The following is a 21,571-nucleotide window of genomic DNA, read 5'->3' as shown; positions in this document are numbered from 1 at the left end:
ATCCCCACTTTCTTTCCATAGAAAAAGATGCCTCTAAAAGGCATCTTCCTAGCTTCTTATACATTAGCGTGAATTGACTCTAATGTCGAACGATCTGCTTTTTTCACTAATTCAATAATTAATGCTTTGGCAGCTGCATAATCATCAATGTGAATAATTGACGCTGATGTATGAATATAACGTGAGCATACACCAATTACTGCACTTGGAACGCCATCGTTTGCTGTATGCACTCGACCAGCATCTGTTCCACCTTGGGAGACAAAGTATTGATAAGGGATACGATTGGATTCGGCCGTATCTAAAATGAATTCACGCATACCACGATGTGTTACCATTGTACGATCTAAAATACGAAGTAAAGTACCTTTGCCGAGCTGTCCAAATTGACTTTTTTCACCTGACATATCATTGGCAGGAGAAGCATCTAGTGCAAAGAATAAATCTGGTTTAATCATGTTTGCTGATACTTGTGCACCGCGCAAGCCAACCTCTTCCATTACATTTGCACCTGAGTATAAATGTGAACCTAATTTTTCGTGCTGTACTTCTTTCATTAATTCAATCGCTAGACCACAGCCATAGCGGTTATCCCAAGCTTTAGCCATAATTTTCTTCGGATTAGCCATTGGTGTGAATGGACAAATTGGTATGATGGATTGTCCAGGACGAACACCCATAGACATAGCATCTTCTTTATTATCAGCACCAACATCGATAAGCATATTTTTTATATCCATTGGCTTCGCTCGTTCTGCATCTGTTAATAAATGGGGTGGGATGGATGAAACTACACCAGGAATTGCCCCATTTTTCGTATATACTTCTACACGCTGTGCAAGCATAACTTGGTTCCACCAGCCGCCCAATGTTTGAAAACGGATCATTCCATTATCTGTGATAGAAGTAACCATAAATGCTACCTCATCCATATGACCAGCAACTAATATTTTCGGTGCATCCGTAACATCACTGTGCTTAACACCAAAAATACCCCCCAAATTATCTTGAACGATTTCATCCGAGTACTTTTCTAACTCAGAACGCATGAACGCGCGTACTGCGTGTTCATTACCCGGAGCGCCTGGTAATTCTGTTAATGTTTTAAATAATTGTAATGTTTCCTCATTCATGATGACTCTCTCCCCACGAAGTAGAATATTCTTCCTTGCCTATTGTAACACAATTATTTCCGAATTCGAAATATTGATACATTTCCTCAATCCGCATAATTGTGAACGTGCATTCACTCTATAGGCTATGCTAAAATAAAGGTATAGAAAAAGGAGGAAAAAAGTATGAAATTACGTGATTTTTTAATTGGTGTCGCAACTGGCTTAGCTGCCGCAGTCATTATTAAAGAAGCTAGTGAAAAAGTTTCTCCGTTCGTACCTGCAGGACAAGTACTTGAAAACATAAAAAGAGAATTTAAAAAGGATTCACCGATTGATGGTTCTTGGATTTTTATGAAAACTGAAGATTTTACAAACGGTATTATTACCATCCCAGTATATCGTGGGGGGATCTCGCGTATGCATGAAGGTGAGATGCAGACATTCGAATTTGCTGCCGATGCACGCTCTGGTGTTGTCGTGGAACTAACAGAAGTTTAATTATGTATATACAATAGAAGCCATCTCATAAATTGAAGATGGCTTCTCTATGTTATTCGGATAAACCTTTATTATTAAAGTACTTTTTATACTTACGGTAATAATTTAAATTATTGAGTGTTAGTTTCACCCAACGCTTCGCATTCATATCCTCGTTAAAGTAAAGAGAATTTGTGTATTTACCCTCACTAATTAATTTTTTTGCTTCTAGTTTGAGCTTTTCATTCGATGCATATTTGAATAATACACCTTTAGGAATAATCATCCATAAATGCTTGTCCTGCACATATGTGACTTCTTGCTCGATATTTAACATATGGTCATCCGCAACATACTTCATTAAATTATGCCCACTTGCTGTTACATAATAGCTAGAACGCCCATTACGTAAATTGATTTCAAAAAGTTTATATTGCTTGTCTCGAATATCATATTTCATATCAAAATTCGCAAAACCTGTATAGCCAATGTCCTCTAGGAAGAAACGTACTTGATCCATTAATTCTTTATCATAGGTTGTCACGATGGCTGCATAACTTCCGATTCCTTCAGGAGAATGTTCTTCTAGAATAGGGTTACCTAGACACATCAGCTTCACTTTTCCATCCTTTCCTACATAGGCATTTAACACACGCATATAGGAATCGTCCCCAGGAATAAATTCTTGAATAATCATTGTATCCTGATAAGTAGAGCTATAAATAGCTTTTAATATAGCCGTTTTTTCCGCTTCATCATGTGCAACAAATACTTTTTTCTTCCCAGGGAATTTACAAGCCCAATATTCTACAGAGTTGGAAGCCTTTAAAATGATAGGGTAAGCAAATGGTGGTGTAAAGTTTTCATAGTTGTCAGCTGTCACCGTTGTTGTACCTGGATATTTAAAATTATATTGATCACACACTTTATAGAAATTTTCTTTCAATAAAATTTCATCCATCAACGATTCGTCGATATAAGGTACGGTAAAATGCTCTTGTAATGCTGGCTTATTTTTGATGATCAGCTTGGCATAATCGTCCCCACATGCTAAAAGTAATAGTTTTTTATCAGCATATTTTTTTGCAACTTCTGCAAGGGCAGGTGCAAAAACATCTTGTTCATTTAAACGGTCTATTTCTTGAAATTGTAGGATATGGCTATCTTGTGTTGCTGTTAAATGAGAACGTCCTAAAACAAGTGGTTTAATACCATATGCTTCATAAAACGCACGTGCCATACCATATGCATTCATATCTGATCCAAGTAAAACGGGTAAAAATGGTTGTTCAGTTGCCATGTTTATTTCAACTCTCTTTTGTATTTTAGTATCGTGTTAAGTGTATCATATTTTCTATCCTGTTCACGAACAAAAACGCGAGGTATTGACATTTTATATGCCAAATACCTCGCCTTTGCTTGCTCGATTAAAATGTAATAACAGCTTGTCTACTACGCTCTAGTTTATCCACAATCTCTTTGCCTGACTCATCCCATCGAATCATACGGTAATAAGCATCGTGATAGAAAATAAAGCCATAGTTATTTGCAAGGGCTTCTTTCATCAGTCGCTCTTTTGCAAATACACTTGTCATTGGATAATCGTCATAGGCTAATACCCATAATGGATTTTGATGAGCATGAGTCGGCATAATATCTGCCATATGCAATAACACTTCATCATTTTGCGTTAGCTTGATGACAGCATGTCCCTCACTATGACCACCAGTATGAAGCATTTCGATTCCAGGTACTACTTCCAATGACTCTTCGTAGGTTTCAACTAAATGCTGAACTGGCTCCCAATTTTCTTTCCAATAAGTATTTTTAGAACGGATATTGGGGTTACGCATTTCATCCCATTCAATTTTCGTTACAAAAATCTTGGCATTTGGGAAAGTTGGTACAAGTACATCCCCTTCCCACTGCGTTAACCCCCCAGCGTGATCAAAATGTAAATGCGTCATTAACACTGCATCAATATCTGCTGTCGTTAATCCTAACTCTTGTAAGCTATCAGCTAACGAAGATTCTTCTGTTACACCAAAGTTTCGTAGCTGCTTTTCATTTAATTTGTTAAAGCCAACACCCGTATCAATAAGGTAGTTTTTGCCCCCAAATTGAATAAGGATAGGTTCTGTTGGTAATTCAATTTGGTTTTTTTCATTGACTGGATATTTGCGGGACCAAAGAGGCTTTGGTACAACACCAAACATCGCACCACCATCTAGGCACGTAACACCCCCGTTTAGCCATGATAATGACATATTGTGAAACTGTAACTGATCCATCCATATTCCCCCTACAATTTAGTGATAAATTGCGATTCTAAGCGATAAATCGGCTGCCCCTTGGCAGAAAACTTCTCTTCATATTCTGTCATCACATTATCCTCTGGCATATTTGCATGCAGGTCGAGAGATACATACTTTAATAACATCCCATATTCAGACATACTGATTAAAGAATACTCGAAAAGACCTCGGTTATCCGTTTTAAAATGGACTTCCCCATTATCCACTAAAATCGACTCATATAATTTCAAAAAATCCCCGTGCGTTAAACGTCTTTTTGCATGTCGTGTTTTTGGCCAAGGATCTGAGAAATTCAGGTATACACGTGATACATCGTTTTTGTCAAAGAATTTATATAAATCTGCGCCATTTACTTTTAGTAAACGTAAATTCGCTGGAGATTTTGCCTCTAGCACTTTTTCTAGTGCACAAACAATCACACTATCGTAAAGTTCAATGCCAATATAATTGATTGTTGGATTTTGCAAAGCCATACCGGTCACAAATTGTCCTTTTCCAGACCCTACTTCAATATGAATAGGGTTGTCATTGCCGAAAACAGCCTGCCAATTTCCTTTAAAGTCTTCAGGATTTGGAATAATCACCTCTGGGTGATCTGTAATCATTTCCTCTGCCCAAGGCTTATTTCTTAATCTCAATGTTGTTCCTCATTTCTTTCTTGTGAAATTATTGATTTTTTTATAGTATAACGTATTCCCTTATAATTCGCATGAAATTATTGCACAATGATATTTTTATGAATCCTTAACAATAACCTGCCAAGCATTTTGTTGTATTGTACAGTGGATATTGGTCTCTTGATTGACAATGCCAATATAATTACCATCCGTATGGCAGTCAACCTTATCTGCTACGATAAGATCAAAGACCTGCCCCTGTAAAAAAGTAACTTCCTTAAATTTTGTATGTTTTTCAAAAAACACAGTGACAAATACCAGTAATAATTTGATACGAGAAATACCATGTACAATTGTGATATCCACTTGCCCATCATCTGCTTTTGCGGCAGGTGATATTTTCATGCCGCCTCCAAAATAAGGTTGATTACTCATCGCCACAAACCACGTCTGCTGAAATTGCCATTCCTGTCCCTCTGAACGTATCGTTATGTCAAAGCGTTCAAAGCGAAATAACCCTCTAATTACAGCGACAGCATACGAAAGTTTCCCTAGTCCAATCTTATTGAGATAAAACTTAAGAGGAGAAGTGTTAATTGATTTTGTCACAAAGGCATCGAAGCCTATGCCAGCATTATTAACAAATATTTCTTTTCGTTGATTATCAATCTGAACGATCCCTGCATCCATTCTTACATTAGCCAAGGTAGTCTTTACATAATCCTCGATTTGCTGGGCATTGGAAAAGGTATGAAAATAACGTGCAAAGTCATTACCAGAGCCAGCACGAACTACACCAATTATGATGTGTTTATTATGTATAACACCACTAACTACTTCATGAATGGTGCCATCACCACCAACAACGACAAGCAATTTCTTCTCTTGTTGCTGGTGTGCCCATTGTTGAGCGATTTCCTGTCCATGTCCTGCATATTCAGTAAAAGCCACTTGATAGGAAATCGTTAGATGCTCTTGAAGTTGGAGCCAAACTTTTTTTCCTTTTCCATTCCCAGCGGCCTCATTGACAATAAATAGAACGTTCATACATCATTCCTCTGTTGGCTGAGATGCTTGCTGCCATATATCTCGGTTAAAGGAGGTGGTTTGGACCGTATTTAAAATTGTCTGTGCAGCTCGGATTTGCATATGCTTCATAGGAGAGGAAACTTTTCTTAAATGCTCTATCCATTCATGGTAATTTCGACGATCAACAAAGCGTACCCCAAATGGTGAACCAGGATAATCAAAATACCCATTACGAGATAGCACAACCTTACGGATGGGCATATCAATATCCTCTTGTTTAAATAATTGCGACAGTACCGATTCCATCCGCCCTAAGTTAATCGTTGGATTCAAAACTTTAGAATCCTTCGTCCCTACTTTTTTAATCCAGAAGCGATCGCTGCCACCTACATATACAGCTTGATTTTCAGCCTCTAAGACCGTAATACAAATACACTCTGTCGGCGACATTAACACTACATCTAGCTCTATAGGTGCTTTTCTAATTTGTAGTATTGGATAATAAAACAATAGATAATTATCTGGCAATGTTTGCAATAGCATACGGAGCAATGAGTCACGCATGAAGCGAGGATCTACATATGATTTTTCCCGTAATGTTGAACTAGCCCATTTCATTTGAAAATGAAAGAACTGATCAATAAACATTCGTTTCAACTCATGGATGGATTGTGGTGCATACACAATTTTAGGTTCAAATGTGAGTGTCGTTTCTTCTTCAGGAATTATATCCTCATCGCTGACAAGCTCATTTGATATTTCTACTTCTTCAACATCATCTGTTGTTTCCTTTTGCCGCCCAGCAAACCATTTTTTTATGAAGGTAAAACGTTCTTTTTCCTCGTAAGCCTCCGCTTCCACCTCATTGTCGACATGTTGCCACTCGCTAATATCTTCTCCCAATTCCCACTGTCGCTTAATGCGCTCCCATTGGTTTTTCTTCAAGCGCACAAATTGTGTTGGGTATCTCGCTAAATCAATTTGATAGCGTGAAATGTAATCTTGTAATTTCACCAATTGTGCCATGTAAAGGTCACTCCATTCTTACTCACCATATCTATAGTTCTCTTTTTATCTAGATTGCTTTGGTAGAAAAGAGGCATTGTATTCAATACATCGACAATTATTCTACAAATTTCAATCTGTAAAATTATTCATTACTATCCTTTTTATTTTACATGACGATACCAAACATTACATCCATAAAAAAGAGAACTACCCTTATCGATAGTTCTCTTAAACGGTTCTTTTATTTTGTATTCAAAGAAAGTGGTAATTTCGCCTCAAAAGCTTGTTGCAATTTACGCGTCCATTCACCTGGCACACCAGTACCGATTTGGTTTCCATCCACATCAATAACAGGAGTAACTTCTGAAGATACAGAGGATACAATAATTTCATCCATTGTTAATAAATCAGCTTTTGTCATTGGTTCTTCAACTACAGGTAAACTAATCTCTTCTGCACATTTTAAAATGACTTGACGAGTAATACCGTTTAAAATGAAGTTATTTGCTGGGTGTGTATAAAGCTTACCGTCTTTAATCCCATAAACATTTGCTGATGAACATTCTGTTACGATATCCCCGCGATGTAAAATTGCTTCGTAGCAGCCCTTTTCAGCTGCCTCTTGTTTTGCTAATACTGCACCAAGTAAGTTTAAAGATTTGATATCACAGCGCAACCAACGAATATCCTCTACAAACGTAGCCTTAACCCCTTTTTCAAAGTTTTCATATGCACGTTCACCAGCTTTCACATTACCCGTTAATACAGCTGGAACACTTGCATCTGGGAAAACGTGATTACGTGAATTGGCACCACGTGTAATTTGGAAATAAACATGCCCTGTATCAAGATTATTTTTTTCAATCAGCTCATGTAATAATTTGTGTAAAACGTCTTTTGTATAAGGAATAACAAGACGAATTTTTTCGGCGCTTGCATAGAAACGATCAATATGCTCTTGTGCTGTAAACATATTTCCGTTATAAACTTTGATTACTTCATAAATACCGTCACCAAATTGATAGCCTCTATCTTCTGGTGATACTGCAATGGATCCTTCTTCAACAATTTGATCATTCCATAATGAATATGCCATGTTTTGTTCATCCTTTTCGTCTTTGAGTTATTTTTTTCCTGCAAGTTCAACAATTGCTTCAGCATAAATTGCCGCTGCTTTTACAAGGTTTTCAACGACAACAAACTCATCCGCTCGATGCGCTACATCTGGCTCCCCTGGGAAGAGCATGCCAAATGCCACGCCTTTTTTCATCACACGTGCATACGTCCCACCACCAGTTGATAATAAAGGTGTTTCTGTATCTCCCGTTTGACGTCTATAGATAGCTGCTAATGTCTGGATGAACGGATCATCTTCGCTGACATAATGTGGCTTGGAGTCGTCTTGTATGTCTAGAGAAAACCCTTTTTCTACCGTTAAGCGTTGTGCTGCTGTTATTTTTTCATCGAATGGATAGGAAACTGAATAGCGCATACTAATTACTAAACTGCCGCCTTTATGGACATCATAGCTTACGATCCCTGGATTTAATGTTGTTTGTCCTGACATTGTATCCTCAAACTGCAGATCGAGCTGACTACCATAATGATCCTGATAAAAAACATCTGCAATAAAGTCGACAAATTGTTTACTTGCTTCTGTCGTCAACTCTTGTTGTAAAAATGCTGCAAGATAAACAGCTGCATTGATACCTTTATCTGGTTCCATTGCATGGGCTGCTTTACCTTTGATAGTTATTATATAGCGAGACTCCTCCATTAATAAAGAGCCTTCTAGCTGATTTTTACTTAAAAATGTTTGAAAATTCTGTTCGAATGATGCTGTTACGTGCTGAATTATTGCTTTTGCAAAATCAGGTACCATATTTGGGCGCTTTCCTGCATTAAATAGTAGTAGTTGTTCTTTCGTTGCATCACCCACTTTATTTTGAGAGAACACAAGCTCTGCAATGCCTTTTTCTGCATTGATGAGCGGGAAATCCGCATCTGGTGCAAAACCAATTGTCGGCATTTCCTCCTGTTTAAAATAGTGGTCGACACAGCGGAATCCTGTTTCTTCGTCTGTACCAATAATCATTCGTACTCTTTTTTCTAACGGAATACCTGCATCTTTCACAAGTTTCATGGCCATCCATGCCGCAATCGTAGGCCCTTTATCGTCAATCGCACCACGTGCAAATAATTTACCATCAGCTACTGTGCCGCTGAAAGGAGGGTAAGTCCAATCTGCTTCTTCTCCAATTGGGACAACATCAATATGACATAAAATACCAAGTAAATCTTCACCAGTTCCCATTTCAATATGTCCAGCATAATTATTAACATTTTTCGTGAGCAGGCCTTCACTTTGACCTTTTGCTAGTAACCATTCAAGCGCTTGAAGTGGACCATCTCCAAAAGGTACTTCAGTAGTTATTGTATCCTCATCGAGCACACTATTTATTTGCACAAGCTCCTGTAACTCTTGTATTAATTCGTCTTGCCTTTCTTTTGCAGCTTGTAACCAATCCATACCATGTACCTCCTTCAAAGTATTAACATTATTCTACACCTTACAACATATATGACAATCAGCTTTCTGACAACTATTTTCAGTAACTTCTACTGTCACTACCATATATAGCACGTTTTTCACGTATTCCCACAAAATACAGTATAAATTTTATATATTAATTGTAAATTTCTCTTGCATTCACTAGAAAATTAAGTAGTTTTTCTATATAATAAAGTTATCAGAATAATTGTTCTGACTATAAAATTAGAAAAGGGGATGTCTAAGGCAGCTACTTATTAGCCTAAGTGCACTCCGCACATATTGTCGTCCGCTAGTCTTTGCCAAGAGAATTAAGATGAAGGAGTGGTTCATTTAATGAAACCAACTACTGATCGAATGCTTAATCGTATTAAAGACGTGTACATGTTTATTTTAGACAAAGGAACCGTGTCTACACAGGATTTAGTCGAAGAGTTTAGTATCACTCCTCGCACCGTTCAAAGAGATTTGAACGTGTTAGCCTTTAACGATTTGGTGACGAGTCCAAGTCGAGGCAGATGGACAACGACGAAGAAAAAAGTAAAATTAACGTCTTAGTTTTACGTTTTGTACGTAAAGCATTGTGTATGGAAAAAGAATGACCTTTCGTCGGGGTCATTCTTTTTTGTCGTTAGAAGATTTTTAGATTTTTTTCCCACTTTGCTTACTGACTTCTCCAGCTTGCTTTCTGTGTAAAGTAATTATTTACATCACTTTTTTAGTCATCTATCTATGCAAAGCAATGATTTTTATCTTACTTCCATTCATCTATATAAAACGATTATTTACATTGCTCCTTTACCCTTCAATCTAAGCTTCACATCTTAGCATAGCAACATAAATCTGCGCGCCATTATCTGCTCTGTGCTCTTTCAAGATTATTTTAACTATTTACAGTTGCTTAACAATCCGTTAAACTCGAAACATTCTAAATGTTGAGAGGAGGATTTTATATGACTTTGTCAAAGTTGTTTCATCCATTAGTTTGGATTATTTTAGGTGGAACAATTTTTACACGTATTGCAAGCTTTATGGCAATGCCTTTTTTAGCAATTTATTTACATAATGAAATTCAAGCCTCTCCCTTACAAATTGGATTGACAATTGGTATCGCGCCGCTCATTTCCACAGTAGGTGGATTTTTCGGGGGTTATTTAACAGATCGCTTTGGTAGAAAAAGCGTTATTCTATTAACAATTATCGTTTGGAGTCTTGTGTTCTTTGGCTTCGCAACAGTTCATGCTGTTTGGCTTTTTATCCTATTCAATGCTTTGAATGGACTTTGTCGATCATTTTTTGAACCTTCCACACAGGCATTGATGATTGATTTTACACCTGCCGATAAAAGAAAAAGACTATTTTCCTTACGTTATACAGCCATTAATATTGCAGCGGTTATTGGTCCAATTATTGGCGTGTATATCTCACAGCTCTCCAGTCCAAGTATCCCTTTTATGCTGACAGGGATGATGTATATTATTTACGCAGTCTTTTTATTTTTTGTGTTAAATCGCTATCAAATGCAGCAGCCCAAAGCGGTTACACAAACAAAAATACTCAGTACATTCACGATTCTTTTGACAAATCGTGTGCTGCTTAGCTTCATATTGGGTGCCATTTTAATCAATATTGGTTACTCGCAATTTGACTCAACGCTACCACAAATTATCGAATTAAAAATTGATGAAGGTGCGAAACTTTATTCGTTATTAATCTCTCTCAATGCAGCAGTTGTGTTATTACTACAATTACCTATTAGTATAGTATCAGAGCGCTTTTCATCTACAGCAACATTATTAGTAGGTGTACTGTTCTTTGCTATTGGATTATGTATGTTTGGATTCTCCAATAATTATACGCTCTATATCATTGCCATGATTATTTTTACCATAGGTGAAATCTTTGCCTTCCCTACAATGAATGTCATGATTGATGAAATTGCGCCAGATACTCAAAAGGCAACCTATTTAGGTGCTGCACAATTTAAAAATTTAGGTGGCTTTGTTGGCCCAATAATAGGCGGTTGGCTCTTGACTCATTATATGAACGCTATGTTTCCAGTCATCGCTGTTCTTGTATTATGTAGTTGTATCTTTTATAGAACAAAAATAGCTGCTCATTAATAAACGCCCCATTGCTATCAAAATAGCTAATTATGCTATCGATAGAATGGGGCGTTTTTTAACTAATATAATCCTCGTCAGCAGCGACCTCTGCAAAACTAGAATATTGATCCTTACCAGCATTTTTGGATTGATAAAGCGCTTTATCGGCCCGTTCAAATAAGCTCATTTCTGTATCCTCAGCATGATTATAAATGGCTCCGCCCATGCTCACAGACAACACAGACCATTTCTCGCTAGCTTGGCCATCATATCTAACTGACCTTATTTGAGTCAAAATGTCCTCTGCTATGTGCTGCATCTGTTCCTCTGTTGTATCGTATAAAACAATGGCAAATTCATCCCCACCGAAGCGTACAACAAAGCCACTTTGTTTCACAACATGCTTTAAAATTTTCGCTGTTTCAATGAGGATATGATCTCCTTCTACATGACCAAATTGATCGTTTACTTGTTTAAAGTTATCTAAATCAATTAACAATAAACCTGGCACATTCAATTTTCTTTTTCTTAATAAATTATCAATTTTCCTAATATATGTAGCACGGTTAAAGACACCAGTTAACGGATCGAAGGTAGCTAGGTGTATTGTTTTAGATAAAATTTTATTAATAACTAACAGCATAATAAAGGATGTTAGTAGGGCAATAGACAGTAGAATCCAAAATTGTTTCGTATTTTTTTGGAGAGCTTCCATTTTAGTGAAATTGATAAATTTCACATAGACAATTCTTTTGGATGACTCCCCTCTCACTGTCTCTGCTTCATAGGGCAGAAAACGATGTGTTTCTATATACCCATTGTCTAAAGCCTTTTCATACTCAACTGGCTCCATTGTTTTCTTTGCTAGCTCGAAGTATTCTTGAAATTTCTTAGATTGCTCCTGTACAGTGATTCTCTTTGATCTTGAATCATTAAAGAAAACGCCACCTGCATTAATAGCTTGCACATCCACTAAATCAATATACTTACCTATTAAGTACTGTGCAGTTTTCTCAAAATTAAAGGTTTGGAAGACAGGATCATTTAGTAGGTCTATACCTAACTCGAGCAAATATTTCTTATCATGTGTTGCCAGATAGCCAAATTTCCGATATTCACCTGTTGATGTTGAAATATCGAGTCCATCTGTAAAAAATTCGCCACTAGCGCGCCGTTCATCTAATAAAGCAGAAAAACGTTGACAGCAAAGCGAGAAATTCAAGCCAATATCTTTGGCAAAAGTTGTGTAAACTACTGTATTTGATTGATCCACTATGTAAATATCCATACCATGTTTCTTTTTCATTTGCTGCAAATCCCAAGTAGCTACATTAGGGTTTTCATGGTAATAGTTTTTTAGCTGTCTAAGCTCCTGTTCCATTTTGTCTGAAATATTATTATCAAAATAAAAATGGGCATCATCGACAGTTTGCATATCTGTCAAAATATGATTTTCAATTAATATTTTATTCATGCTCACTTGCTTTTCTATCTCTGTTACCAGTATTTGTCGGTTCACATATGAAATAACAGCAACAAGTATGACTGCAAATGCTATTAGAGATAGTAATAATTTAATACGCAGGTTCTTCATTTAATTGTCCTCTACTTATTTTATACCATCGTCTTTTGGGGAATATTTCAAAATATGATACATTCTATGACTATATCACAATAACTCATTTCATATTATACAGTTACAGTCATATTACTGTATATAAAAATCCCCGATGCTATGTGAGGCATCGAGGAATAATATGTTTAATGATTGTTTTGTAGACCGTTTAGCTCTTCAGCAGTGAGCTCACGATATTCACCTAACGCTAGATTTTCATCTAATTTCAGGCTTCCCATGGAAATACGCTTTAAATATGTTACACGTTTTCCTACAGCCTCAAACATTCGCTTTACCTGATGAAACTTGCCTTCTTGAATCGTTAGCTCTATTTCAGATTGCTGTGCAGACTTTAAGATCACAAGCTTTCCAGGTTTTGTAACATAGCCATCATCTAGCTCAACACCATTTGCAAATTTCTCGGCATCTTCTTCTGTCACAACGCCTTCAATCTGTGCGTAATAAACTTTTGGCACATGCTTTTTGGGAGACAATAAATTATGAGCTAATTGACCATCGTTTGTTAATAAGAGCAACCCTTCTGTGTCTTTATCTAATCGACCAACAGGAAACGGTTGAAAATGCTGGTGTAATGGCTCTAATAAATCAATGACTGTTTCATCTCTTAAATCTTCAGTGGCAGAAATAACACCAGGCGGTTTATTCATTATAAAATAAACAAATTCTGTATAAACAACGCGCTCTCCAAACACTGATACAATTTGCTTTTCTGGGTCTACGTGTAAAGCTGCATCCTTGACATAATCACCGTCTACTGTGACAGCTTTTTGCTTTAATAGCTGCTTCACTTCCTTACGAGAGCCGTACCCCATATTTGCTAGTAATTTATCTAAACGCATCGTTCCACTCCTATTTCAATCCCAGTTTACTCATAATACGGGTTAATCGTTCACCTAATAGCTTTTGGGCTAAACCTAGGCGTAATGATAAAAAGCCATAAACAGCCGCACCAACACCCGCACAAATAATTGAGAATAGTAATGCTGAGAATTTACTATCAACTGGTCCCATTAGTAATTCCAATAATTTATGCACAATCAGCACGCTAATGGCCATCGCCATTGTCAATAAAGCAATTAGCATGACACGACGCACAACCATTTCTGATCGATAATTCAACGTTTTTCGTAAAACAAGCATATTAATGATAATCGAAACACTGTAGCCAATAGCTGTAGCTACTATAGCACCATCAGCCTCTAACCAGCGAATTAAAGGAATATTTAATGCTAGCTTTACGAAAATTCCAGATAATAAGCTGAAAACAATCCACTTTTGAAAATCAATTCCTTGAAGTAAGGCTGCTGTGACTTGAAATAACGCGAATAAAATCGCGACAGGTGCATAATGCGCTAAAATGGTTGCCCCCATTTCGCTTTCTGAATAAAGCATAAAATAAATTTCATTGGCTAATAAAGAAATACCAACCACAGCTGGCAATGTAATAAAGATTAAAATTTGATAGGTTTTATCCATTGCATGGCGGAGCGCTAAATACTCCCCCTGTGTAAAATACTTTGTAATTGTTGGTACAAGCGCCATCGAAAATCCAGTCGCTAGCATAACAGGGATGATAACAACTTTATGTGTCATAAAGTTAATCATTGATAAATAAGTATCTGTTACTTCTGCTAAACCAATGGACGTCATTGCTCCATTAAACGTAAGCATGTCGACTAATTGGAACAATGGATTCGCCACCCCTACAAACACCATTGGGATGGAATAGGTAATCACTTCTTTATAAATATTGGACATTGGTAGCTGTGTGGAAGTCACACTTTGGCTACGTAGTAGATTAAATTCAGGCTGATATTTTTTCCAGTAGTAATAAAGAACACCTAATCCACCGATTGCTCCGATAAATGCAGCAAACACAGCAAAGGAGATGGCTGTCTCTGGTTTTCCTTTAAACACAATCACCACTAGGAAAGATCCACCAAGTAACACAACAATTCGCACAATTTGTTCCACCAATTGTGAAACGGCAGTAGGCTCCATTTTGTCGTAGCCTTGGAAGAAGCCCCGCCATAGACTCATAAATGGCACTACGATTAAGGCAAAACTAACCCATCGTATTACTGAAGCAATTTGTTCAACTGTAAAGACCTGTTCCTCACTCTTAATAACTAGCCCTGCAATTGGCGTAGCAAGTAGAAAGAGGGCAATAAATGCTGCAAAGCCAGTCATCATCATAATAAGAATGCCAGATTTCATCAGCTTGCGACCCGATTGATAATCTCCCATTGCGTTATATTTGGATACAAATTTAGAGACGGCTATTGGCGCACCTGAAATGGCGATTGCCAGCATAATTGAATAGGGAATATATGCATATTGGTAAAGCGCAATGTTCTTCTCGCCAACAATTGCATAAAACGGAAAAATATAAATTAATCCGAGTACCTTCGATAAAAACATCCCCATTGTTAATATCGCAGTACCTTTCATTAAATTGGACATCATACCCATCCATTCATTGTAAAATCAATATTATTATCGTAACACTTCAAAGCATACTTATAAAACTTTTTCGTTTTAAAACAAACGATATGCAAGCGCTGTCACTCTAAAAGCAATAAAGTAAACCAACTGTAATCTTAACATATTTATAGGAAATGAGACGCATAAAAACACCAAAAAGTTCATTCATAAAGAAACTTGATGAAAAAAGGCCTTAAAATAATCGGTGAGGAATTGAACATCCCCACCGATTAGGTATTTCTTATACCATGTCCACAAAGAACTTTTTGTACCATACTAGGAATACATAAACTGTCCAAATATAACGACCGCGATTTGCTTTCCCTTCGTAGTGCTCATCTAGATAGCCAACTAATTGTTTTGTATCAAAAAATTCATTTGCAAAGTCAGTTGTAAACATTTCTTTTACCATACTGTAATACTTTTCTTCACGTAACCAGTGACGAATTGGCACTGGGAATCCAAGCTTCGGACGCTTTGCCCATTCTTCTGGCAATTCCTGATGCGCAGCTTGACGTAGAACATATTTTGTATCGATATCATTCACACGGTATCTTGAAGGAATATTTTTCGCTAACTCCATTACTTCTTTATCTAAAAATGGTACACGTAATTCAATTGAGTGTGCCATACTCATTTTATCTGCCTTTAATAAAATATCACCAGGCATCCAAAGATTTAGATCTAGATACTGCATTTTTGTCACATCATCATCGCCAGGTACTTCATCATAAATACGTTTTGTAATCGATTTTACAGATGGCGCATTTTTATAAGCTGGCTTTAAAACATTAATAGCATCCACTTCATCCCAAACTACCGCTTCCCCAATAAAACGCTCTTCTACTGTTTGAGCACCTTTAATAAGGAAATTCGTGTATTGATTTTTCGGTAGGGCTTCTGCCATTCCACGTAATGTTTTACGAAGACCTAATGGTAATTTTTCGTATTTTTGCATTCTTCCTGAGTTTTGATACCAAGCATACCCACCAAAAATTTCATCAGCACCTTCACCTGATAAGACAACCGTTACATCTTTTGAAGCAAGCTCCGAAAGGAAGTAAAGTGGCACTGAAGATGGATTGGATTGTGGTTCATCCATATGCCATTGAATTTTAGGTAGCGCTTCAAAGCACTCATCTGCGGTAATGTATCTACGTTCATTTTGAATATTCAACGTATCTGATAAATCTTTTGCAAGATTTGTCTCATTGAACATATCTTCATAGTCCGCAAAACCGACTGAGAAGGATTTATCTGGGCGTAATAAAGACGTAATATAACTAGAGTCAATACCACCCGATAAGAATGAACCAACTTTTACATCACTGATTTGATGAGCCTCTACAGATTCTTTAACAGTTGAACGAATTTCTTCAATATATTTTTCGATTGGTGCTTCTTTTGCATGGAATTTTTTATCCCAATATTGCACGATTTGCTTTTGTCCATTTTGAATCAGCATATAGTGAGCTGGTGGTAATTTAAAGACACCTTTAAAGAATGTTTCATCCATAGATGAATACTGGAATGTTAAATAGGGGCGAAGTGCCTGTTTATTTAACTCTTTAATAAATGATGGGTGTGGTAAAAATGATTTAATCTCAGAGCCAAAAATAAACGTACCGTCTGTTGTATGCTCAGAGTAATACAATGGTTTGATTCCAAAGCCATCGCGCGCAATGAACTGTAAATCATTCTTTTTATCCCAAATACAGAAGGCAAACATCCCACGCAGTTTCTTCACAAAATCTACGCCATATTCTACATAGCCATAAATAATAACTTCACTATCTGATTGTGTTTTAAACGTATGACCTTTTTCAATTAAATCTGCACGCAGCTCTTGGAAGTTAAAAATCTCTCCATTAAATACAAGCACGATATTGCCGTCTTCACTATATAATGGTTGATTCGCTACGTCTGATAAGTCAATAATACTTAATCGACGGAAACCTAACGTTACTTTATCGTCACTATGAATACCGCCGCTATCCGGTCCGCGGTGAATAATTGTATTCATCATATTTTCTATCGTCTGATGATGATCAATCACATTTGTTCCATTAATATAACCTATAAATCCGCACATTCTATTTTTCACCTCATAATTTAGTGCATAACCTTTACCATAATAGCACGAAAAGACATTCATTTCATGCTGACAATGCTAATAAAGGAAAACTTTCATTCATCCAATTGTATAACAAAGAATATTGTGTTTCATTCTACTGTATAAGCTCTTCATCCCAAAAGAAGAGATAAAGAATTATAAAACACTTTTCTATTATTTTCAATGTCAAAGAAAGTCCCTCTCTATATAGACTTCATGTATAATAGGAAAGATTCCTAATTTGAACAGAAAGTGAGTTTCTAACTATGTATGATGTAATCGTGATTGGTGGTGGCCCATCTGGTTTAATGGCGGCGATTGCTGCTGGAGAGCGCAAAAAGAAGGTGTTATTGTTAGAAAAAGGCACAAAACTAGGCAAGAAATTGGCCATTTCTGGCGGAGGACGCTGTAATGTTACAAATCGTTTGCCTGTTGAAGAAATTGTGAAACATATACCCGGTAATGGCCGTTTTCTCTATAGTCCATTTACCGTTTATAATAATGAAGATATAATTGCATTTTTTGAAGGGCTTGGTGTCGCCCTAAAGGAAGAGGACCACGGTAGAATGTTCCCTGTATCCAATCGCGCACAAGATGTCGTTGATGCGCTGATTAGACAGCTACAGCGTCTTCATATTGAAGTTCGTTTACACACAGCTGTCAGTAAGCTTCTAATGGATGAAGATAAAATTTTGGGTGTACGTCTTGCTGATGGCACCGAAGTCCGTAGTCAAGCAGTCGTAGTAGCCGTTGGGGGCAAGGCGGTTCCACAAACAGGCTCAACAGGTGATGGCTATCCTTGGGCTGAACGTGCGGGTCATACAATCACTACCTTATTCCCAACAGAAGTCCCTGTTATTTCAAAAGAAGATTTTATTCAAGCACGTGAACTACAAGGACTAGCATTGCGTGATGTTGCTGTCTCCGTGCTAAATAAAAAAGGCAAGACACTCGTCACCCATCAAATGGATATGCTCTTTACCCATTTTGGTTTAAGTGGTCCTGCTATTTTGCGTTGTAGTCAATTCGTTGTGAAAGAATTAATGAAAACAGGCTATGAGCCCGTGACAATGCGTATTCAAACACTGGTACATTATAATGAAGAAACATGTCTACAATATTTAAATAAATTAATAAAAGAAGATCCGAAAAAGGCTGTGAAAAATGTTTGGAAAGGCATAGCACCTGAACGATGGCTCTTGTTCTTATGTGAGCGAGCACATATTGATGTTCAATTGACGGGCGCTGAATTATCCCAAGAGAAAATTCGTCAGCTAGCACGTTTACTAGTAAACTTCACGTTAACAGTGAGTGGCACACAGTCACTTGATAAGGCGTTTGTAACAGGTGGCGGTGTCTCTGTAAAAGAAATCGAGCCAAAAACAATGGCCTCAAAGAAAAAAGAAGGACTGTTCTTTTGTGGAGAAATTCTTGATATTCATGGCTATACAGGCGGCTATAACATCACTTCAGCCCTCGTAACGGGACGTATTGCAGGAATGCATGCGGCATTATAATAGGAGAAAAAGCGTGTCCGTGGAACAACGGACACGCTTTTTTAGCTTTCACTAGACATATAAACTTCTTCAAATGGTTGGATAATAACAAAGCCCTCACCAGAAAACGCCATCTGGATGGATTCTCCACTGCCTCGGCCGATAAATGTACGGAAGCTAATATCTGTTTTAAATTCAGGTGTTAAGTTGCCTGACCATGCGACAGTAGCATGCGGATCAGTATATACTGTTTCACCTGGTTTCACTAATAATGTCAGTGGTTCAAAATGAGTTGTAATCGCAACCTTCCCTGTTCCTTGAAGGGTTACATTAAATAAACCACCTGACATGATGCCAGCCATTTTACGCATCAAACGTATATCCCATTCGATGCTAGGCTCAAAGGCAAGTAAATCATTGCCATTGACACAAATACTGTCGTTTTTCAAATCAAAAACAGTTACTTTCTTTCCTTGATCCGCTAAATAGAGTCTGCCCTTTCCGCTAGCTTTCATTAATTGCGTACCTTCACCCGTTAAAGCCTTTTTAAACATTTTGCCAAGACCATGCTCCAAGACGCGCTCACGTTCAAATTTAATATCACCTGTATAGGAAATCATAGCGCCCATTTTTGACCACACTTCACCGTTTAGATTAACCTCTAATACACGTTCAGTTTCCAATTCAAAATAATCATTCTCATTATCGTCCTGCTGTGTTTTATGAACAAATTCATCTAAAGAAAATTTCCCCATGATTGATCCCTCCCTAATTACTTTATATACGTTGTTCTTTGAGAAAAGATTCAATTTTTAATAGTTTGTTCCTCATCGTGCATTTCGTTACAAAATTTCTCTTTTAATTACGAAATCACTTTATTTCCAGTAATGTTATTGACTTCAGACATGTACTGTTATACATTAAACAAAGAAATTACAATTGTTATATAACAAACACTTCAAAAAAATAACTATATAAGTGCCATCCACGAAATGACACCTATATAGTAATTGAAAGTTCATATTATTGTGTAGCAGATACATCTCCAACATTTTGCGCTGCTTTTAAAGCTGTTTGCTTACGTACATCTGCACGTAACGTTAAGGAAATAATCAACGAAGCTGCGATTAAACCTGCGAATACATAGAATACAGGAATGTAGCTTCCATACGCATTTTTGATTGCACTTACTAACAATGGTCCAAAAACTCCACCCAATGACCACGTTGTTAATAAATAACCATGAATCACACCAAGTTGCTTTGTGCCAAATAAATCACTTGCAAATGCAGGTAGATTTGAGAACCCACCACCATAGCAACTAACAACTAAGAAGATAAGTGCTTGGAAAATAATTACGTTAGTTGTATGTGGTAAAACGATAAATGTGATTAGCTGTGCAGTAAAGAAAATAACGAAAACGTTAGAACGACCGATATAATCAGACACAGCGGCCCAGATTAAACGACCACCACCATTAAATAACCCCATAATTCCTACCATTGCGGCCGCACCTGCTACTGATAGACCGACAATTTCCTGTGCCATTGGTGAAGCAACAGAAATCATCATAATCCCTGCTGTTACATTAACTAAATGCATGGACCAAAGCATCCAGAAGTGCTTTGTTTTAACAGCTTCTCGTGCTGACATAACAGCTAAATCTTTCTTAACTACGTCCTTACCATTATTGGCAGCTGCTTTCATATTAGCAGGCATATAACCTGGCTTAGGTGGTGCTATATATGAAGCCCCTAAAATCATTAACGTGAAGTAACTTGCCCCTAGAATAAAGTATGTTGTAGAAATGCCAACTGCCTCCATTAAGTTGGCTGCGACTGGTGCTGTAATAAGTGCACCCGATCCAAAACCAAGTACGGCCATACCTGTTGCTAGACCACGACGGTCTGGGAACCATTTTACAAGTGTTGATACAGGTGCAATATAGCCAATCCCCATTCCTAATCCACTAAGAACACCATATGTTAACCAATACATAACAACAGAATCCATTGAAATGGCTACACCAGCACCAGCTTGTCCTGCTCCAAATAAGACAGCTGCTACCATCGCCGATTTACGTGGTCCCATTTTTTCTACTAAACTACCAAATAATGCAGCTGAGAAACCAGCTAATCCCATCATAATGGTAAAGGCAATCGTTACCTTTGTTTCACTCCATCCCATTTCTGTGACAATCGGTAGCTTGTATACACTGTATGCATAGGCTCCACCGATTGAAAGGTGAATAGCGATTGCAGATAATGCAATTAACCATCTATTTTTATTCATAAATTCTCATTTCTCCCCTCTTTTGCTACCTGTGAAAATTCTATGAACGTCCATGTAAAACAATTTACCACTTAGAATTATTCAAATGCAAGATTTTTTTCTAAAAAATATTATTTCTCCAAAAAGTTTTTCATTCTTTCCTTAAAAATTAAAATCAAACAAACCTTACAGCCTCTAAGAAAAACGATGTTTTACAAACTAAAAAATCTACATATACTAGATTTTATTATTTTTCTACTCTACTTTATCGTTATATATTAATTATTCTTAAATAATTATTTTTGTGTATATTTTCACATGCTGTTTATGAATAAAATCTTAATTAGAATATTA

18 protein-coding genes are annotated in these 21,571 nt (G+C 37.0%); 4 read left to right on the top strand and 14 right to left on the bottom strand.

All coding sequences use genetic code 11. The annotated features are described in order from the left end of the window. Positions 1 to 56 precede the first annotated feature (56 nt). The gene (locus VK91_RS13525; RefSeq protein ID WP_048393494.1) at positions 57 to 1,133 is read right to left on the bottom strand and encodes a M42 family metallopeptidase; all 1,077 of its coding nucleotides are present in this window, start codon (positions 1,131 to 1,133) and stop codon (positions 57 to 59) included. A gap of 165 nt (positions 1,134 to 1,298) precedes the next feature. Here VK91_RS13525 and VK91_RS13520 point away from each other — a divergent pair, with 165 nt between their 5' ends. Then, entirely contained in the window at positions 1,299 to 1,613 is a 315-nt protein-coding gene (locus VK91_RS13520) for a hypothetical protein (RefSeq protein ID WP_004226089.1), read from the top strand. A gap of 52 nt (positions 1,614 to 1,665) precedes the next feature. Here the strand turns inward: VK91_RS13520 and VK91_RS13515 are convergent, their stop codons facing one another. From VK91_RS13515 to pepV, 7 genes are all read right to left on the bottom strand, one after another. Continuing rightward, on the bottom strand, positions 1,666 to 2,892 hold the full coding sequence (locus VK91_RS13515; RefSeq protein WP_048393491.1) for a hypothetical protein: 1,227 nt from the start codon (positions 2,890 to 2,892) through the stop codon (positions 1,666 to 1,668). Between the two features lie 127 nt (positions 2,893 to 3,019). Continuing rightward, positions 3,020 to 3,883, bottom strand: a complete 864-nt coding sequence (locus VK91_RS13510) for an MBL fold metallo-hydrolase (protein WP_048393489.1) — start codon at positions 3,881 to 3,883, stop codon at positions 3,020 to 3,022. A gap of 11 nt (positions 3,884 to 3,894) precedes the next feature. Next, positions 3,895 to 4,545, bottom strand: a complete 651-nt coding sequence (trmB, locus tag VK91_RS13505) for a tRNA (guanosine(46)-N7)-methyltransferase TrmB (RefSeq protein WP_016991781.1) — start codon at positions 4,543 to 4,545, stop codon at positions 3,895 to 3,897. A gap of 96 nt (positions 4,546 to 4,641) precedes the next feature. Then, positions 4,642 to 5,571 (bottom strand): diacylglycerol kinase family protein, encoded by a 930-nt coding sequence (locus tag VK91_RS13500; protein WP_048393488.1) that lies wholly within the window; start codon positions 5,569 to 5,571, stop codon positions 4,642 to 4,644. A 3-nt stretch (positions 5,572 to 5,574) separates the two neighbouring features. Beyond that, positions 5,575 to 6,579, bottom strand: coding sequence for a nuclease-related domain-containing protein (locus VK91_RS13495; protein WP_048393486.1), 1,005 nt, complete (start codon positions 6,577 to 6,579; stop codon positions 5,575 to 5,577). Between the two features lie 223 nt (positions 6,580 to 6,802). Next, positions 6,803 to 7,657 (bottom strand): D-amino-acid transaminase, encoded by an 855-nt coding sequence (dat, locus tag VK91_RS13490; protein WP_048393484.1) that lies wholly within the window; start codon positions 7,655 to 7,657, stop codon positions 6,803 to 6,805. A gap of 27 nt (positions 7,658 to 7,684) precedes the next feature. Beyond that, positions 7,685 to 9,091 carry a dipeptidase PepV gene (gene pepV, locus VK91_RS13485; RefSeq protein WP_048393483.1) on the bottom strand — a complete coding sequence of 469 codons (1,407 nt, stop codon included), beginning with the start codon at positions 9,089 to 9,091 and terminating at the stop codon, positions 7,685 to 7,687. A gap of 357 nt (positions 9,092 to 9,448) precedes the next feature. On the opposite strand from pepV, the gene VK91_RS13480 reads away from it, so the two are divergent. Then, the gene (locus VK91_RS13480) at positions 9,449 to 9,670 is read left to right on the top strand and encodes a DeoR family transcriptional regulator (RefSeq protein ID WP_004226074.1); all 222 of its coding nucleotides are present in this window, start codon (positions 9,449 to 9,451) and stop codon (positions 9,668 to 9,670) included. A gap of 395 nt (positions 9,671 to 10,065) precedes the next feature. Then, positions 10,066 to 11,235, top strand: a complete 1,170-nt coding sequence (locus tag VK91_RS13475) for an MFS transporter (protein ID WP_048393481.1) — start codon at positions 10,066 to 10,068, stop codon at positions 11,233 to 11,235. A gap of 58 nt (positions 11,236 to 11,293) precedes the next feature. On the opposite strand, the gene VK91_RS13470 is transcribed toward VK91_RS13475, so the two are convergent. The 4 genes from VK91_RS13470 to asnB all read right to left on the bottom strand — a co-directional run bounded on the left by VK91_RS13470 (position 11,294) and on the right by asnB (position 17,429). Further along, the gene (locus VK91_RS13470; protein ID WP_048393479.1) at positions 11,294 to 12,811 is read right to left on the bottom strand and encodes a GGDEF domain-containing protein; all 1,518 of its coding nucleotides are present in this window, start codon (positions 12,809 to 12,811) and stop codon (positions 11,294 to 11,296) included. A 167-nt stretch (positions 12,812 to 12,978) separates the two neighbouring features. Beyond that, complete coding sequence (locus VK91_RS13465; protein WP_048393477.1) at positions 12,979 to 13,692, bottom strand: pseudouridine synthase; 714 nt, start codon at positions 13,690 to 13,692, stop codon at positions 12,979 to 12,981. 10 nt (positions 13,693 to 13,702) lie between these two features. Next, positions 13,703 to 15,316 carry a polysaccharide biosynthesis protein gene (locus VK91_RS13460; RefSeq protein ID WP_081011001.1) on the bottom strand — a complete coding sequence of 538 codons (1,614 nt, stop codon included), beginning with the start codon at positions 15,314 to 15,316 and terminating at the stop codon, positions 13,703 to 13,705. A 262-nt stretch (positions 15,317 to 15,578) separates the two neighbouring features. Beyond that, entirely contained in the window at positions 15,579 to 17,429 is a 1,851-nt protein-coding gene (gene asnB / locus VK91_RS13455) for an asparagine synthase (glutamine-hydrolyzing) (protein WP_048393475.1), read from the bottom strand. A 287-nt stretch (positions 17,430 to 17,716) separates the two neighbouring features. Between asnB and VK91_RS13450 the strand changes: the two genes are divergently transcribed. Further along, entirely contained in the window at positions 17,717 to 18,967 is a 1,251-nt protein-coding gene (locus tag VK91_RS13450) for an NAD(P)/FAD-dependent oxidoreductase (protein ID WP_048393473.1), read from the top strand. A 41-nt stretch (positions 18,968 to 19,008) separates the two neighbouring features. Here VK91_RS13450 and VK91_RS13445 read toward each other — a convergent pair whose 3' ends face one another. Both VK91_RS13445 and VK91_RS13440 read right to left on the bottom strand, forming a co-directional pair. Next, positions 19,009 to 19,701 carry an AIM24 family protein gene (locus VK91_RS13445; protein ID WP_036118779.1) on the bottom strand — a complete coding sequence of 231 codons (693 nt, stop codon included), beginning with the start codon at positions 19,699 to 19,701 and terminating at the stop codon, positions 19,009 to 19,011. A 268-nt stretch (positions 19,702 to 19,969) separates the two neighbouring features. After that, on the bottom strand, positions 19,970 to 21,238 hold the full coding sequence (locus VK91_RS13440; RefSeq protein ID WP_004226054.1) for an OFA family MFS transporter: 1,269 nt from the start codon (positions 21,236 to 21,238) through the stop codon (positions 19,970 to 19,972). Between the last annotated feature and the right edge of the window lie 333 nt (positions 21,239 to 21,571).

Source organism: Lysinibacillus sp. LK3 (genome assembly GCF_001043675.1).
GTDB lineage: Bacteria > Bacillota > Bacilli > Bacillales_A > Planococcaceae > Lysinibacillus > Lysinibacillus capsici.
This window is presented reverse-complemented; position numbering and strand designations above follow the sequence as displayed.